This window comes from Synechococcus sp. N26 (assembly GCF_900473975.1).
Classification (GTDB): domain Bacteria; phylum Cyanobacteriota; class Cyanobacteriia; order PCC-6307; family Cyanobiaceae; genus Parasynechococcus.
The window spans coordinates 81,210-95,303 of record NZ_UCNM01000009.1 but is presented as its reverse complement, the minus strand read 5'-3'; the positions used below and the strand labels follow the sequence as shown (position 1 = coordinate 95,303).

Here is a 14,094-nt window from a genome sequence, read left to right as displayed (position 1 = left end):
GTGTCGACGGGGAGGGCTCAGTTGCTCTGGAACGGCATTCCCATCTCGCGGAGGAGGGCCCGGCCCTCTTCGTCCGAACGGGCAGTGGTCACGATGGTGATGTCCATGCCCCGGATCGCATCGATCTTGTCGAAGGAGATCTCAGGGAAAATGATCTGTTCGCGCACCCCAAGGGTGTAGTTGCCGCGGCCATCGAAACTCTTGGGGCTGACCCCGCGGAAGTCGCGGATGCGGGGCAGCGCCAGGTTGATCAGGCGCTCGAGGAAGGCATACATCCGATCACCACGGAGGGTGACGGCACAGCCGATCGGCATGCCCTGCCGAATCTTGAAGCCGGCGATGGCTTTTTTGGCACGGGTCACAACGACCTTCTGGCCGGTGATCTGCGCCAGCTCATTCACCGAAGCCTCGAGGGACTTGGCATTGGCGGCGGCTTCGCCGAGACCCCGGTTGACGGTGACTTTCACCACCTTGGGGACTTCATGGATGTTGGTGAGGGAGAGATCCTTCTGCAGCTTGGGCTGGATGGTCTCCCGGTAGCGCTTCTTGAGTGACATAACGGGTTGGGGTGCTTCTGGGCGTGGTCAGAAGTCGGGATCAGTCGAGGACTTCACCGGTTTTCTTCAGCCGGCGCTTCTTGGTGCCGTCCTTCTCGACGACGATTTCAACGCGGCTGGCCACCTTTTTGTCGGTGGAATACAGCATCACGTTGGAGGCATGCAGGGAAGCTTCCTCCGTCACGATGCGGCCGGTCTCGCCCTCCTGGGTGGGCTTTTCGTGGCGGGTGCGCATGTTTACGCCCTCCACGACGACACGGTTTTCGTTGGGCAGGGTGCGCAGAACGGCACCGGTCTTGCCCTTGTCCTTGCCGGCGATCACCTGAACGGTGTCGCCTTTGCGGATGCGCATCTTGATGCGCTCGGTGGCCTTGGCCTTGGTGGTTGCAGTCGCCATGGTCAGATCACCTCCGGAGCGAGGGACACGATTTTGGTGAAGCTGCGCTCACGCAGCTCACGGGCCACCGGTCCGAAGACGCGGGTGCCTTTCGGGTTTTTGTCGTCGTTGATGATGACGGCGGCGTTGTCGTCGAAACGGATCGAGTTTCCGGTTTCACGACGCATGGTGGCTTTGGTGCGCACCACAACCGCTTTCACCACGTCGGACTTTTTGACGCCCATGTTGGGGGCGGCATCCTTCACGGCGGCAACGATCACGTCGCCCACGTGGGCATAGCGACGGTTGGTGCCGAGGACGCGAATGCACTGAATGCGCTTGGCGCCGCTGTTGTCGGCAACGGTGAGATAGGACTCCTGCTGGATCACTGCTTCACCTCCTGAGCTTCAGCCTTGTTGGCTTCCTCAGCCGCAGCTTTCGGGCTGTGGCTGAGAACCTCGGCGATGGCCCACCGCTTTTGGCGGCTCATCGGACGGGTTTCAGTGATGCGAACGCGGTCACCGACGCGACAGGTGTTGTCTTCGTCGTGAGCCTTGTAACGGGTGGTACGGCTGACCGTCTTTTGATAGATGGGGTGTGGGAAGCGGCTTTCCACCGCGACTACCACCGTTTTTTCCATCTTGTCGCTGACGACGGTGCCGATCCTTTCCTTGACTGCCATGGTTACGGAGTGGGGGATCAGGAGGCGGTGGAGCGCTGGCGCTCCGACTGCACCGTCAGCAGCTGGGCCAGCTTGATGCGGACCTCTTTGAAACGGTGAGTGTTAGCGAGCTGGCGCGTGGCCTGCTGGAAACGGAGTTGGAACAGCTCGCGGCGCAGGCCGTCGATCTGTTCGTTGATATCCGAATCGGACAGGCTGCGCACATCGGCGGCGTTGGGACGGGCCATGGTCAGGACTCCACGGTGACGGCTTCAGAAGCTGCCGGAGCCTTGGCACCAGCTGACTTCTCCTGCTCATCCAGTTGGATGAACTTGGTCTTCACGGGAAGCTTGTACTGCGCGAGGCGCATGGCTTCCTTGGCGATTTCGGGGGTGATTTCATCACCGCCCATCTCGAACAGGATCCTGCCGGGCTTGATCACCGCCACCCAGAATTCTGGGTTGCCCTTACCGGAACCCATCCGGGTTTCGGCAGCGCGCATGGTGACCGGCTTGTCGGGGAAGATCCGGATCCAGATTTTTCCGCCACGTTTGACGTAGCGGGTCATGGCACGACGGCTGGCCTCGATCTGGCGCGAGGTGATCCAGCCACATTCCTGTGCCTGCAGCGCGAATTGTCCGAAGGCAATGGTGTTGCCCCGGGTGGCGACGCCGCGCATACGGCCTCGCTGCTGCTTACGGAATTTGACGCGTTTTGGACTCAGCATGGTTCAGGCCTCCTGTTCAACCCTCGTTTGAGCGGTCTTCGAACTGTTGGGGCCGACGGCTGGCCCGGCGCCGGGGGGCGGCACCCACCGGCATGGGCTGAGCCTGTTCGCTCAGCACTTCGCCCTTGAACACCCAAACCTTGATGCCGAGCACGCCGTAGGTCGTGCTGGCCACCTTGGTGGCGTAGTCGATGTCGGCACGCAGGGTGTGCAGGGGCACCCGACCCTCGCGGGTCCATTCCGTCCGGGCGATCTCAGCACCGTTCAGGCGACCGGACACCTGGATCTTCAGACCCAGAACGCCGGCACGCTGAGCGCGCTGCACAGCCATGCGAATGGTGCGGCGGAAGGCCACACGCTTCTCCAGTTGCTGGGCGATGTACTCGGCAAGGAGGAAGGCATCACCGTCGACGCGTTCGACCTCGACAACATTGATCCGCACCTGACGACTGGAGTCGCCGATGGTCTTCTGAATGCCGGAGCGAAGCTCTTCGATGCCGCTGCCTTGACGGCCGACCAGCACGCCGGGGCGTGCGGTCTTGAGTTCAACTTCCAGTTGATCGGCCTTACGGGCGATCAGCACATCGCTGATGCCGGCGGAGCCGTACTTCTTGTGGATGAACTTGCGAATCCGGTCGTCCTCCTGGAGGAGGGCCGGATAGTTCTTGCTGGAGGCGTACCAGCGTGACCGGTGTTCCTGGGTGATCCCCAGGCGCAGACCGGTTGGGTTGATTTTGTGTCCCATTGGGTCAGAGTCCTCGGGGGTCAGGAATCGGTCTGAGCCGCCACAGCAATGCTGATGTGGCAGGTCTGTTTCTTGATCTGGTAAGCCCGGCCCTGGGCGCGGGGGCGATAGCGCTTCATGGAGGGGCCCATGTCAGCGGTCGCGCCCGAGATCACCAGAGATGAGGGGTCGAGACCGAGGTTGTGCTCAGCGTTGGCCACCGCAGACCGGAGCACCTTGGTGATCGGGCCGGTGGAGCGGTAGGGCATGAACTCGAGCATGATCAGCGCGTCGCGATAGGTGCGGCCACGGATTTGGTCGAGCACACGGCGCACCTTCGACACGGAGCCTCGGATGAAGCGACCGTGAGCCTGGGCGGTGGGTGCCGTTTGGGTTGACGATGTCATGGTTTAGCGGCCTCCTTTCTTGTCTCTGATGTGGCCCTTGAAGGTGCGGGTGGGAGCGAACTCTCCCAGCTTGTGGCCCACCATCTGCTCGGTGATGAACACCGGCACATGGGTGCGGCCGTTGTGAACCGCGATCGTGTGGCCGATCATCATCGGCAGGATCGTGGAGGCCCGTGACCAGGTCTTGATCACAGACTTGTCGTCGTTGTCGTTCTGCTTTTCAACCTTGCGAAGCAGGCTGTCGGCAATAAACGGACCTTTTTTGAGTGAACGTCCCATAACGGTTTAAGCAAGCGGATAAGTGATGGTTTGCATCAGGAATCGCGTCCGCCACGGCTCCGCTTGGAGGTCTTGCGACGCTTCCGGAGCACGTATTGGTTGCTGGGTTTGTTCCGCTTGCGGGTCTTGAGACCGAGGGCGGGTTTGCCCCAGGGGGTCACCGGGCCGGAACGGCCGATCGGTGCACGACCCTCACCACCACCGTGGGGGTGATCGCAGGGGTTCATCACACTGCCTCGAACCTGAGGACGGCGACCGAGCCAGCGGCGACGACCGGCCTTACCCAGGCTGGTGTTGCGCATCTCGGAGTTACCGACCTCGCCGAGGGTGGCGTAGCACTCGCGGCGAACCAGGCGAACCTCGGTGGAGGGCAGCTTCAGAGCGACGTAGTCGCCTTCTTTCGCCATCACCTGGGCACTGGCACCGGCGGTACGGACCATCTGGCCACCACGACCGGCGTAGAGCTCAACGCAGTGAACCGCCGAACCGAGGGGCACCGAGGACAACGGCATGGCGTTGCCGTTTTCGATCGGGGCATCAGGGCCGGAGACCACGGTCTGGCCCACCTGAACTCCTGAAGGAGCAAGGATGTAGCGCTTCTCGCCATCGGCGTAGAAGAGCAGTGCCAGACGCGCGTTGCGGTGCGGGTCGTAGTGAATCGCGGCCACCTTGGCGGGGACACCGTGCTTGTTGCGACGGAAATCCACCACGCGATAGAGGCGCTTGTGGCCACCACCGCGATGGCGGCAGGTGATCACACCGCGGTTGTTGCGGCCCTTGCGGCGGTGTTTGGCCACCACCAGGGTCCGCTCTGGCTTGCGGCTGGTGATCTCACTGAAATCAGTGACCACCCGGGTGCGGGTACCGGGGGTGTAGGGGCGGAAATTACGGATTGCCATGACGATTCAGACCCCTCAGGACTCAGGGAAGAGTTGGATCGAGTTGCCCTCCGCCAGGCGCACCACGGCTTTCTTCACCTGGGCACGTTTGCCGGCGAAGCGACCCATGCGACGGGAGCGTCGCGGGGGATTCATGGTGCTGATGCCGGTGACCTTCACATCGAAGAGCTGCTCAATGGCGGCCTTGATGTCGGGCTTAGCGGCGCGGTGGTCCACCTCGAAGGTGTACTGGTTGATTTCGAGGGCGCGGGTGGCCTTCTCGGTGATCAGGGGACGGCGGATCACATCCGCCAGGCGTCCTTGGAAACGTTCAGTCATCGCCGTAGACCTCCTGGATGGTTGCGAGAGCTTCCTCGCCCAGCACCAGAGCATTGGCGTGGAGCAGGTCGAAGACGTTCAGCTGATCTGCGGAGATCAACTTGACTTTCTCCAGGTTGCGCACGGAACGGCGCACAACATCGGAGGGGTTTGTCAGAACGATGAGCACCTTGGAGTCGGCAGCAACACCGAGGCGACCCAGAGCATCTGTGATTTCACGGGTCTTGGGGGCCTCCAGCGAAGCACCGAAGTCCTTCACGACGGTTACATCGTCAATGCGGGCCATCAGCGCGGTGCGCAGGGCCAGACGACGCTCCTTGCGGTTCATCGCAAGGTTGTACGTGCGGGGCTTGGGTCCAAAGATGATGCCGCCGCCGGGTTTCAGAGGAGTGCGGATCGATCCCTGACGGGCCCGACCAGTTCCTTTCTGCTTGTAGGGCTTGCGACCACCACCGCGCACTTCTGAGCGGGTGAGGGTGCTGGCGGTTCCTTGGCGTGCATGGGCCTGCTGACGCAGAACGGCCCGATGCATCAGGTCAACGGCGGTGGTCTCTTTGGCCACCTTCAGGTCCAGGGTTGCCTTGCCGGCTTCCTTGCCCTGCCAATCACGAACGACACAATTGGCCATCACTTACCTCCTTTGGCGGGCTTGGCGCCCACGCGCAAGGCCGGGCGGATGTTGAGCAGCGCACCAGGCTTGCCGGGCACGGATCCCTTCACCACCAGCAGGTTGTGCTCGCTGTCCACCTTGAGGATGGTCAGGCCGCGGGTGGTGATTTTCTTGCCGCCGTAGCGACCGGCCATCCGCTTTCCGGGATAGATGCGGCCCGGGGTCGTACCGGCACCGGTCGAACCGGGCTCGCGGTGGTTCTTCGAACCGTGGGTCATCGGACCCCGGCTGAAGCCGTGGCGCTTCTGGTAGCCAGCGAAGCCGCGGCCGACGGTGTCACCGCTGACATCCACCTTCTGGCCGGCTTCGAAATCGCCGACGGTGATGGCGCCACCGAGTTCGAGACCTTCAACGCTGTCGACGCGGTATTCGCGCAGATGACGCAGAAGGCCCTCACCGGATTTCTTGAGGTGACCCTGGGCGGGCTTGTTGATCAGCTTCTCGCGGGTTTCGCCAAAGCCGATCTGCACTGCGGAATAACCGTCAGTGTCGTCGTTTTTGAGTTGGGTGATGCGGCAGGGGCCGGCTTCGATCAAGGTGACCGGAACAGCTCTGCCCTGCTCGTCGAAGAACTGGGACATACCCAGCTTCTTCCCGAGGATGCCGATGGACATGGATGGGGAGGAAGCGCCAGCGTGGACAACCACCAGGCGGAGAACCGCATGGGGTCAGGTGCTGATCGATTGGACGCAGACGTGGTTCGAAGCGGAACTCCCGAAGGAGTGGATTCGAATGGGCTAGCGAACGATTCAGCGAGGCTGGGACTTGCATCTGCACGATGTGCTGTTGCAGTTTCCCGACGGAGATCTCCGAAGAAAGCTTCCGTACTGGCCTGGGGATTCGACGCAATCGTCGAATCTGTTCTGCCGACTGGAGGCCCGGCTAGCGGACGGGCACAGAAACACAGAACAAACAACGAACCTACAACACCGACCTTCCCTCTCCCCTGATCCCTCTGCCTGCTGCCAGAATCTCGTCCAATCCCTGTAGCTGCCATGCCTCTGCTTCTCACCGGTCAGGCATTTCGCCGTGATCTCGAAGCCAATGGCTGCCTGGCGGTGCAGGCTCCTCTTGAAGGCGGTGCAGAAACCCGTCTATTAAGACGTCTGCGCGGCGCCGGTTACAGCACCCGCATGACATCGGCCCGTGGTCTTGGTGATCCGGAGGTGTTTCTCACCCAGAAGCACGGCATCCGTCCGCCCCATCTCGGCCATCAAAGTGTTGGTCGTGGAGCTGCTGTGGGAGAAGTGCAGGAGGTGGCTCCTCAGCTCGGCGACCTATTTGAAGGTGATGCTCCCGTGGCTCTCTGGCTGCTGGAAGGCCAGGTGCTCTCGCGCTCTGAACTTCTTTCTCTCTGCGATCTGTGCAAGCGCGAACCGCGTTTACGCATCATCGTGGAGATGGGTGGTGCTCGCAGCCTGAAGTGGGAACCGATGACCACATATCTGAAGGCCTGACGCCTGACGACGCCCTCGTTCAGGGGCGCTGGGTCAAGCTGATCTGTGGGGCAAGCAACCAGGATCTGCCGGCCATTGCCGACCTGACCGCAGTCTTTGCTGCTGTTGGTGTTCATTGTGTTGATGTGGCGGCCGACCCAGCGGTTGCCCTCGCAGCGCGTCGCGGTCTGGACTGGGCTGAGGCGCAAACAGGTCGTCGCCCCTGGCTGATGGTGAGCCTCAGCGATGGCATCGATGCTCACTTCCGCAAGGCCTGGTTCGATCCAGCCCGCTGCCCTGTGGACTGTCCGCGGCCCTGCGAAAGGATCTGTCCGGCGGCAGCGATTCCGCCTGGTGCTGGCATCGACCAGCAGCGTTGCTATGGCTGCGGCCGCTGCCTGCCGGCTTGCCCCCATGGCTTGATCGAGGAGCGCGACCACCGTTTGGCCCCTGAGCAGGTGATCTCTCTGCTCCAATCGATTCAGCCCGATGCTGTGGAGATTCACACCGCATCTGGGCATGACGAGGGCTTCGCAACGCTGATCCAAAGCCTTCAGCAGCACAAGGTTCCCTTGCGGCGCTTGGCTGTGAGCTCCGGCTTGGAGGGCCACGGCGTGAAGGCTGATCAGTTGGCTGATTTGCTTTGGCGTCGCTACTCCCGCCTGCGGCAAGCCGGTTACAGACCCCTCTGGCAGCTGGATGGGCGTCCGATGAGCGGCGATGTGGGGGCTGGCACCGCGCGGGCTGCAGTTCAGCTCTGGCGTGCCATGCGGAGTCTGGCCCCGCCGGGCCCGCTGCAGCTGGCCGGTGGTACCAACGCCGCAACGCTGGAGTTCTTGCGTTCGACGGAGCGGCCGGCTGGCATCGCCTTTGGTGGTGTGGCCCGTCGCTTGCTGATGCCTGTGCTGGATGAGGCGCAAACCCGTGGCCTTGCCCTGTGGCAATGGCCCGAGGGTTGGAAGCGTGCCCTCTCCCTCGCGCGTCCATTGGTCGCGCCATGGCTGCAGCGCTCTTGCTAGAAGGCTGAAACGCGCAGTACCCATGGGCACGCAACGGGTCACCGACGATCTGGATCGCCTTCTCGAGCTCCTGCCGGATGCCGTGCAGGAGCAGTTGCGGCTGGAAGAAGCGCGAGAGCAGTTGCTTGAGGTTGTGCTCGATCTGGGTCGGGTTCCAGAAGCGCGTTATCCAGGCCGTGCCTTGGCGTTGGGTTCCACGCCTTTGTCTCGCGAGGATCTAACGGCTGTGGTGGCCAGGCTCGGTCAGTTCGGTGGCGACAACCGGGCGGGAATCGAACGAACGCTTCACCGGATCAGCGCGATCCGCAACCGTCAGGGTGAGGTGGTTGGTTTGACCTGCCGGGTGGGCCGTGCCGTGTTCGGCACCGTTGCCATGGTGCGGGACCTCCTGGATGGAGGGCAGTCCCTGTTGTTGATGGGGCGCCCGGGTGTGGGCAAGACAACGGCGTTGCGCGAGATTGCCAGGGTGCTTGCCGATGAGCTGGAGCGGCGCGTTGTGGTGATCGACACGAGCAATGAGATTGCCGGTGATGGCGACATCCCGCACCCCGCGATCGGTCGGGCCCGCCGCATGCAGGTGGCCAGGCCTGAGCTGCAGCACCAAACCATGATCGAGGCGGTGGAAAACCACATGCCCGAAGTCATCGTGATCGATGAGATCGGCACGGAGCTGGAGGCGCAGGCCGCGCGCACCATCGCTGAACGTGGTGTGGTTCTCGTCGCCACAGCCCACGGCAATGCTTTGGCCAACCTGATCAAGAACCCCACCCTCAGCGATCTGGTGGGGGGCATTCAGGCGGTCACCCTCGGGGATGAGGAGGCCCGGCGGCGGCGCAGTCAGAAAACGGTGTTGGAGCGCGCCGCCGAACCAACGTTTCCGGTGGCGGTTGAAATGCACAGCCGGCAGCGCTGGGCCGTTCACACCGACGTTGCCGCCACCGTGGATCAACTGCTCCGGGGCCTGAAGCCAAGGGCTCAGGAGCGCGAGCTGACGCCTGAGGGGGGCGTTCAGCTGGTGGACCCGCCTCAGGCTTCCGGTTTGCTGCGCCCTCCGTCCCAACGGTCGTTTGCGGATCAGCCGGTCTCCGCTCCCGTACCCATGCCTGCAGCCAGTGCCCGAGGGGCCAGTGCGGCAGAGGAATCATCTCCGCAGGAGACCAGTGCCGAGTATCTGCAGGTTCTCTGTTGCGGGGTTCCACATCGTGTTGTGGAAGAGGCCATCCGTTCCCACGGTTGGAAGGCGCGGGTTGTGGAGGACTTGAGTGAGGCTGATGTGGTGTTGAGCGTTCGGCTGGGCCTCAGTCGTCAACCATCACTGCGCCGTCAGGTCAGGGATCTGGGGATCCCGATCCTGGTGATCAAGTCCGACACCCTGCCCCAGGTGACCCGTGCCATGGCACGTCTTCTGCGCCGTCAGGCCACCGAAACAGCCGCAGAGGTCACTCCGCCAGATCGGGCGTCTCAGGACGATGAATTGGCTGCTCTCGAGGAATGCCGGCTTGCGGTGGAACAGGTGGTGATGCCGCAAGGCAGGCCGGTGGAGTTGCTACCTCGCAGTGAGCGTGTTCTCCGGATGCAGGCCGACCTTGTGCGCCGTTACCAACTGCGCAGTGATGTCTTCGGTGAGGCTGAAATGTCACGCCTGAGGGTTTTCCCTCGCTGATCGGCCGTCGGTTGGTTCGCCCGGTGGATTGACGAAGGGTTGGCTGCTGTGGGTAACTATGTGTACTCCGGTGATCCGCAGGTCGCGGTTCAAACGGATCAATGGGCCGTCGCCAAGTGGTAAGGCAGCGGGTTTTGGTCCCGCCATTCCTAGGTTCGAATCCTAGCGGCCCAGTTTTTGTCCATGAATGATCGACCCCTCCTCGTCTTCGACTTCGACGGGGTCATCGTTGATGGCATGGCGGAGTACTGGTGGAGTGCCTGGCATGCCTGTCGTGGTCTTGAGGCTGCTCCAGAGGGCTTAACTCCTGATCGGGTGCCTGACGCCTTTCGACAGCTGCGGCCATGGGTGCATCACGGTTGGGAGATGGTTCTGCTGGCCGCGGAGCTGCCGGTGCTGAACCTTCAGGATTGGCTGGACTCCTATGGGGAGGCGCAGGCTTCGGCACTGCAACGGCGTGGATGGCGGCCGGAGCAGCTTCAGGCGGCCCTCGATGACGCCAGAGATCAAGCCGTTCAGCAGAACCGTTCGGCTTGGTTGGCGCTGCATCGACCTTTCCCCGGTCTGGTGGAGCGGCTGCAGCGGTTGGAGGCTGAGGGGGTGGACTGGTCTGTTCTGACCACCAAAACCCAGGCCTTCACAGCTGAACTGCTGAACAGCCTTGGCCTGCATCCTTGGCGCCTGGATGGCCGTGAGGCTGGCGCCAAGCCTCAGGTTCTGCGTCAGCTTCAGCAGCAGCGAAGGCTGTGTGGCTTCGTGGAAGACCGCCGGGCGACGCTGGAGGCGGTGCGCTCAACCCCAGGGTTAGAAAAGTTGCCCTGTTTTCTGGTGAGTTGGGGCTATCTTCGCCCGCAGGATCAGAGCTGTCTTCCCTCAGGGATTGCCCTGCTCCATCCAGATCGTTTTCGGGCCCCCCTGGCGCAATGGTCCTGATTCGTTACGGTACGCTTGTACTACCTGAGACGATTCGACGCTTCTGTGGCATTGGATCTCTCGTTCCTTAGTTTCAGGTCTTTTTCATGCCAGCAGATATGAAATCCGGCGCTTCCGATCCCCGTTCCTCCGGCGAGAGGGACAAGGCGCTGAATCTGGTGCTGGGTCAGATCGAGCGCAACTTCGGCAAGGGATCGATCATGCGGCTGGGCGATGCCTCCCGCATGCGGGTGGAGACGATTTCCACCGGTGCGCTGACCCTTGATCTCGCTTTGGGTGGTGGATACCCGAAGGGCCGCGTAGTGGAGATTTACGGCCCGGAAAGTTCCGGTAAAACCACGCTCACGCTGCACGCGATCGCTGAAGTGCAGAAGCGTGGTGGTGTGGCGGCCTTCGTGGATGCGGAGCATGCCCTGGATCCCGTTTATGCAGCTTCTCTGGGCGTTGACGTGGAGAACCTGCTGGTCTCTCAGCCCGACACCGGCGAGATGGCGCTGGAGATCGTTGATCAACTGGTGCGATCGGCGGCGGTGGATCTGGTCGTTGTCGACTCGGTGGCTGCCCTCACCCCCCGCGCTGAGATCGAAGGTGAGATGGGAGATCTGGCGGTTGGCGCCCAGGCGCGTCTGATGAGTCAGGCGATGCGGAAGATCACCGGCAACATCGGCAAGTCGGGTTGCACCGTCATCTTCCTCAACCAGCTGCGTCTCAAGATTGGTGTGACCTACGGCAATCCAGAGACCACCACTGGAGGCAACGCGCTCAAGTTCTATGCCTCGGTTCGCCTCGACATCCGTCGGATTCAGACCCTCAAGAAGGGAACAGAGGAATTCGGCATCAGGGCCAAGGTGAAAGTGGCGAAAAACAAGGTGGCGCCACCCTTCCGCATTGCCGAATTCGACATTCTCTTTGGCCGCGGCATCAGCACCTTGGGTTGTCTGCTGGATCTCGCCGAAGAGACAGGCGTTGTTGTCCGTAAGGGCGCCTGGTACAGCTACGAAGGAGACAACATCGGTCAGGGTCGCGACAACACCATCACCTGGATGGAGGAGAACCCGGATGCAACAGCCACCATCGAAACGCTGGTGCGTCAAAAGCTGACGGAGGGCTCTGAGGTGAAGTCGAATTCCATGCGGCCTTTGGCCGCCGCTGCGAAGGCGGCTGCTGACAAGCCCGTTGTGGCAAAGGCTCCGGAAGCCGCCGCCTGATCTCAGGCGGCCTGGGCCAGGGACTGCATGGCACGGACCTGGCCTTCCTGGGCCAAATCAGCCATCCGCTGCAATTCCTGGATGGCTTCTGCTCCCTCCAGCTTCACCAGTTCTCGGCCGTTGCGGGATTCCACCCAGCTGATGCCGAAGTCGGAGACCAGAAAGCGCACCATGTGGCCATCGCCGATGTCAGCCACAAACGAAGCTCCATGGCCATCGCGGCCGTCGCCACAGGAATAGCAAGTGGCTGTGAAGCCCGCGCTTTGAAGGCTGCTGGCGAGGGCCTGCAGGCTCATCACCAGGTCTTCAACAACGGATCGATAGTGCTCTGCGAGGCGCGGAAACATAATTGAGTCTCCAATGAGACCCATTCTAAAGGTTTTCTTTTGTTTTCGTTTGTTGGTTGAGCCGGTTGCTCAGGGGGTATCCGCAAGCGTCCACCAACCGGCCGCTGGGCCGATGAAGCGCACCGTCACCCAAAGCACCACCATCCCTCCGATTCCAATCCAGGCGCCGCGAGTGGTCACCGCCATGAACTGCTGCGTCTGATTGCGGGTGAGCGGAAGCCAGGACACGACCCGTGGGGAGGTGTCCACGGTTTTGGTGCTGACCTTGGGTTGACGAGGAGGTAAGCCCTGGGCAGCCCGGCGGCGTGCTTCTCCCATGCACTTCTGAGCGTTGCAGAGAGGTTAGGCGTTGTTCACTCCGGCAGCAGTCGCTGCAATGGAATCCAAGGTTCCAGTCGATTCAGCACCTGATCACCCCAGCTGCGCCCTCGCAGGCGGCCATCGAGAATGGCCAGACGACCACCACTGCGGCGCAGCGGCGCAATGGCGGCGGGGATCAGACTCAGGGCTTCCGGCAGCAGCAGGGTGCGGAACCAGTCCTCTCCCTGCTGTTTCAACCGCTCCACTCGAGCCGAGGTGAGTGGATTGTCCAGGCTGGCGATGGGGAGCATGCCGACAATCAGCTGTGCTGGGGCCGGCAGCTGCTCCTGATGCTCCAGCCACCAGTCCCAGTTGCAGGTCACCACGCCATTGGTTTCGGGTGCTGTCGACTCATGCACCACACGGCGTCCGAATTCCGCAGCCAGGGAGCTGGTCAGCTGCCGACGCAGCTGGTTGTCATTGATCAGAACAAGGGTGAGCCCCGCCTGGCCAAGGATGAGCCTTCTGCTCTCCTCCAGAAGATGTTGGGCGTAGATCCGGGTGTTCGGCAGGGGCTGGCGACGCGGGGCATAGACGGGGAGCGGTTCATTCAGCTCCCGTTCCCGCAGTGTTGCCCGCACGTCGGGGACAACGCCGGCCTGTTCAAATTCCAGATCAAGCCTGGCGTTGTCTCCATTGCTGCTGAACATCAGGCAGGGGTGATCCAGCAGAACCCCCCGCAGCAATTGGAGTGGTTCGAGGGGGGCCAGCTTCCAGCGCCACTGGAGCAGCCGGTGATCCAGTTCAGCCCATTGACTCCACTCAGCCGGGTTGATGCTGCGGAGGTTGTTCCACGGTTCAGGGCTGGCTGGCATCAGCTGGAGCAGGTCACGCAGGGCCTGCCCGGCTGAGCCTTCGAGTCGCACGGCGCCATCGGGCCTCGTGGCATCAGCGAACAGCTGCCGGCTCATCCGGTCATGCAGTTCCAGCAATCCGGATTCCGCCTGGGGACAGGCCTGGCGCAGCTCATCCCAGTGCTGATGCTCGATCTCCAAGGTGAGAGCGTTGCGCATGCGCCGGCTCAACTGATCCATCTCCGGGATCAGCAGTTGCCGTTGGCCCAATTGCCCGTCGCGATGGGCCTGAATCAGCTCGCCAACATCCATCAGCCAGAGCTGTGGTCCCTCCGGAGGGGTCGGTCCCTGCCAGCAGGGGAGCCTCAGACCCTGGTTACGGAGACGGGGCAATTCCAGCTGGAGCAGACGCCGGCGCTGGGGGGCCGTCAGCACCAGCGCCCCCGCTTCGGGAGCCAGGCACAGCGGCACCAGCAGACCGAGCCACCAGCGTTCGCTGCTGCTCGGGGGGAGCTGAACGAGTGTTGTGTCGCGACGCCTCAGGCTTCGTGCCACCAGCCGGCTCAGGGTCAGGTGGTGGGGCCAGTCCGATTCCTCCTGACGGAGCAGGGTTTTGATCTGGTGGTGGGCCTGGGCTTCCAACATCGTCAAACCCTAAGCAGGGCTCCCCTGGCGATTGGTTCATGGCAATCCATCCATCAACATGGCTTCACGAC

Annotated in this window: 21 protein-coding genes and 1 tRNA gene; 6 read left to right on the top strand and 16 right to left on the bottom strand. The window is 62.4% G+C overall.

The genetic code is table 11. The annotated features are described in order from the left end of the window. Positions 1–17: 17 nt before the first annotated feature. The 13 genes from rplE to rplC are packed head-to-tail and all read right to left on the bottom strand — an operon-like array spanning position 18 to position 6,232. Positions 18–557 carry a 50S ribosomal protein L5 gene (gene rplE / locus DXY33_RS07295; RefSeq protein WP_006851706.1) on the bottom strand — a complete coding sequence of 180 codons (540 nt, stop codon included), beginning with the start codon at positions 555–557 and terminating at the stop codon, positions 18–20. Positions 558–597: 40 nt separating this feature from the next. Beyond that, the gene (rplX, locus tag DXY33_RS07290) at positions 598–954 is read right to left on the bottom strand and encodes a 50S ribosomal protein L24 (RefSeq protein WP_006852039.1); all 357 of its coding nucleotides are present in this window, start codon (positions 952–954) and stop codon (positions 598–600) included. A 2-nt stretch (positions 955–956) separates the two neighbouring features. Then, positions 957–1,322 carry a 50S ribosomal protein L14 gene (gene rplN, locus DXY33_RS07285; protein WP_006851211.1) on the bottom strand — a complete coding sequence of 122 codons (366 nt, stop codon included), beginning with the start codon at positions 1,320–1,322 and terminating at the stop codon, positions 957–959. Beyond that, positions 1,319–1,615 carry a 30S ribosomal protein S17 gene (gene rpsQ / locus DXY33_RS07280; protein ID WP_006850241.1) on the bottom strand — a complete coding sequence of 99 codons (297 nt, stop codon included), beginning with the start codon at positions 1,613–1,615 and terminating at the stop codon, positions 1,319–1,321. The genes rplN and rpsQ overlap by 4 nt, the downstream gene beginning before the upstream one ends. A 17-nt stretch (positions 1,616–1,632) precedes the next feature. Then, positions 1,633–1,842: a 50S ribosomal protein L29 gene (gene rpmC / locus DXY33_RS07275; RefSeq protein ID WP_115010469.1), complete on the bottom strand. Its 210-nt coding sequence runs from the start codon at positions 1,840–1,842 to the stop codon at positions 1,633–1,635. A 2-nt stretch (positions 1,843–1,844) separates the two neighbouring features. Further along, complete coding sequence (gene rplP, locus DXY33_RS07270) at positions 1,845–2,321, bottom strand: 50S ribosomal protein L16 (protein WP_006851743.1); 477 nt, start codon at positions 2,319–2,321, stop codon at positions 1,845–1,847. Positions 2,322–2,337: 16 nt separating this feature from the next. Continuing rightward, positions 2,338–3,066 carry a 30S ribosomal protein S3 gene (gene rpsC / locus DXY33_RS07265; protein WP_011363386.1) on the bottom strand — a complete coding sequence of 243 codons (729 nt, stop codon included), beginning with the start codon at positions 3,064–3,066 and terminating at the stop codon, positions 2,338–2,340. 20 nt (positions 3,067–3,086) lie between these two features. After that, a complete protein-coding gene (rplV, locus tag DXY33_RS07260; protein WP_115132353.1) occupies positions 3,087–3,452 on the bottom strand; it encodes a 50S ribosomal protein L22 in 366 nt (121 codons plus the stop codon). A gap of 3 nt (positions 3,453–3,455) precedes the next feature. Then, positions 3,456–3,731: a 30S ribosomal protein S19 gene (gene rpsS, locus DXY33_RS07255; RefSeq protein WP_006849645.1), complete on the bottom strand. Its 276-nt coding sequence runs from the start codon at positions 3,729–3,731 to the stop codon at positions 3,456–3,458. A gap of 35 nt (positions 3,732–3,766) precedes the next feature. Then, entirely contained in the window at positions 3,767–4,630 is an 864-nt protein-coding gene (rplB, locus tag DXY33_RS07250; protein ID WP_115132352.1) for a 50S ribosomal protein L2, read from the bottom strand. Positions 4,631–4,645: 15 nt separating this feature from the next. After that, entirely contained in the window at positions 4,646–4,948 is a 303-nt protein-coding gene (locus DXY33_RS07245) for a 50S ribosomal protein L23 (protein WP_006850625.1), read from the bottom strand. Continuing rightward, positions 4,941–5,576: a 50S ribosomal protein L4 gene (gene rplD, locus DXY33_RS07240; protein WP_115132351.1), complete on the bottom strand. Its 636-nt coding sequence runs from the start codon at positions 5,574–5,576 to the stop codon at positions 4,941–4,943. The genes DXY33_RS07245 and rplD overlap by 8 nt, the downstream gene beginning before the upstream one ends. Continuing rightward, complete coding sequence (gene rplC / locus DXY33_RS07235; protein WP_115132350.1) at positions 5,576–6,232, bottom strand: 50S ribosomal protein L3; 657 nt, start codon at positions 6,230–6,232, stop codon at positions 5,576–5,578. Before rplC ends, rplD begins: the two co-directional genes overlap by 1 nt. A gap of 381 nt (positions 6,233–6,613) precedes the next feature. Between rplC and DXY33_RS07230 the strand changes: the two genes are divergently transcribed. The 6 genes from DXY33_RS07230 to recA all read left to right on the top strand — a co-directional run bounded on the left by DXY33_RS07230 (position 6,614) and on the right by recA (position 11,877). Beyond that, entirely contained in the window at positions 6,614–7,075 is a 462-nt protein-coding gene (locus DXY33_RS07230) for an NAD(P)H-quinone oxidoreductase subunit N (protein ID WP_006850745.1), read from the top strand. Next, the gene (locus DXY33_RS07225; protein WP_115132349.1) at positions 7,042–8,073 is read left to right on the top strand and encodes an LdpA C-terminal domain-containing domain; all 1,032 of its coding nucleotides are present in this window, start codon (positions 7,042–7,044) and stop codon (positions 8,071–8,073) included. The genes DXY33_RS07230 and DXY33_RS07225 overlap by 34 nt, the downstream gene beginning before the upstream one ends. A 22-nt stretch (positions 8,074–8,095) precedes the next feature. After that, positions 8,096–9,736 carry an AAA family ATPase gene (locus DXY33_RS07220; protein WP_115132348.1) on the top strand — a complete coding sequence of 547 codons (1,641 nt, stop codon included), beginning with the start codon at positions 8,096–8,098 and terminating at the stop codon, positions 9,734–9,736. A gap of 102 nt (positions 9,737–9,838) precedes the next feature. Further along, positions 9,839–9,910: transfer RNA gene (locus DXY33_RS07215), tRNA-Gln, on the top strand. A 9-nt stretch (positions 9,911–9,919) separates the two neighbouring features. Beyond that, on the top strand, positions 9,920–10,669 hold the full coding sequence (locus DXY33_RS07210; RefSeq protein ID WP_115132347.1) for an HAD family hydrolase: 750 nt from the start codon (positions 9,920–9,922) through the stop codon (positions 10,667–10,669). A gap of 86 nt (positions 10,670–10,755) precedes the next feature. Then, positions 10,756–11,877, top strand: coding sequence for a recombinase RecA (gene recA / locus DXY33_RS07205; RefSeq protein ID WP_115132346.1), 1,122 nt, complete (start codon positions 10,756–10,758; stop codon positions 11,875–11,877). 2 nt (positions 11,878–11,879) lie between these two features. Here recA and DXY33_RS07200 read toward each other — a convergent pair whose 3' ends face one another. The 3 genes from DXY33_RS07200 to DXY33_RS07190 form a co-directional block, all read right to left on the bottom strand. Continuing rightward, a complete protein-coding gene (locus DXY33_RS07200; protein WP_114987287.1) occupies positions 11,880–12,224 on the bottom strand; it encodes a DUF1815 family protein in 345 nt (114 codons plus the stop codon). A gap of 69 nt (positions 12,225–12,293) precedes the next feature. Continuing rightward, positions 12,294–12,542: a DUF2839 domain-containing protein gene (locus DXY33_RS07195; RefSeq protein WP_115132345.1), complete on the bottom strand. Its 249-nt coding sequence runs from the start codon at positions 12,540–12,542 to the stop codon at positions 12,294–12,296. A gap of 35 nt (positions 12,543–12,577) precedes the next feature. Beyond that, a complete protein-coding gene (locus DXY33_RS07190; protein ID WP_115132344.1) occupies positions 12,578–14,023 on the bottom strand; it encodes a helicase in 1,446 nt (481 codons plus the stop codon). Between the last annotated feature and the right edge of the window lie 71 nt (positions 14,024–14,094).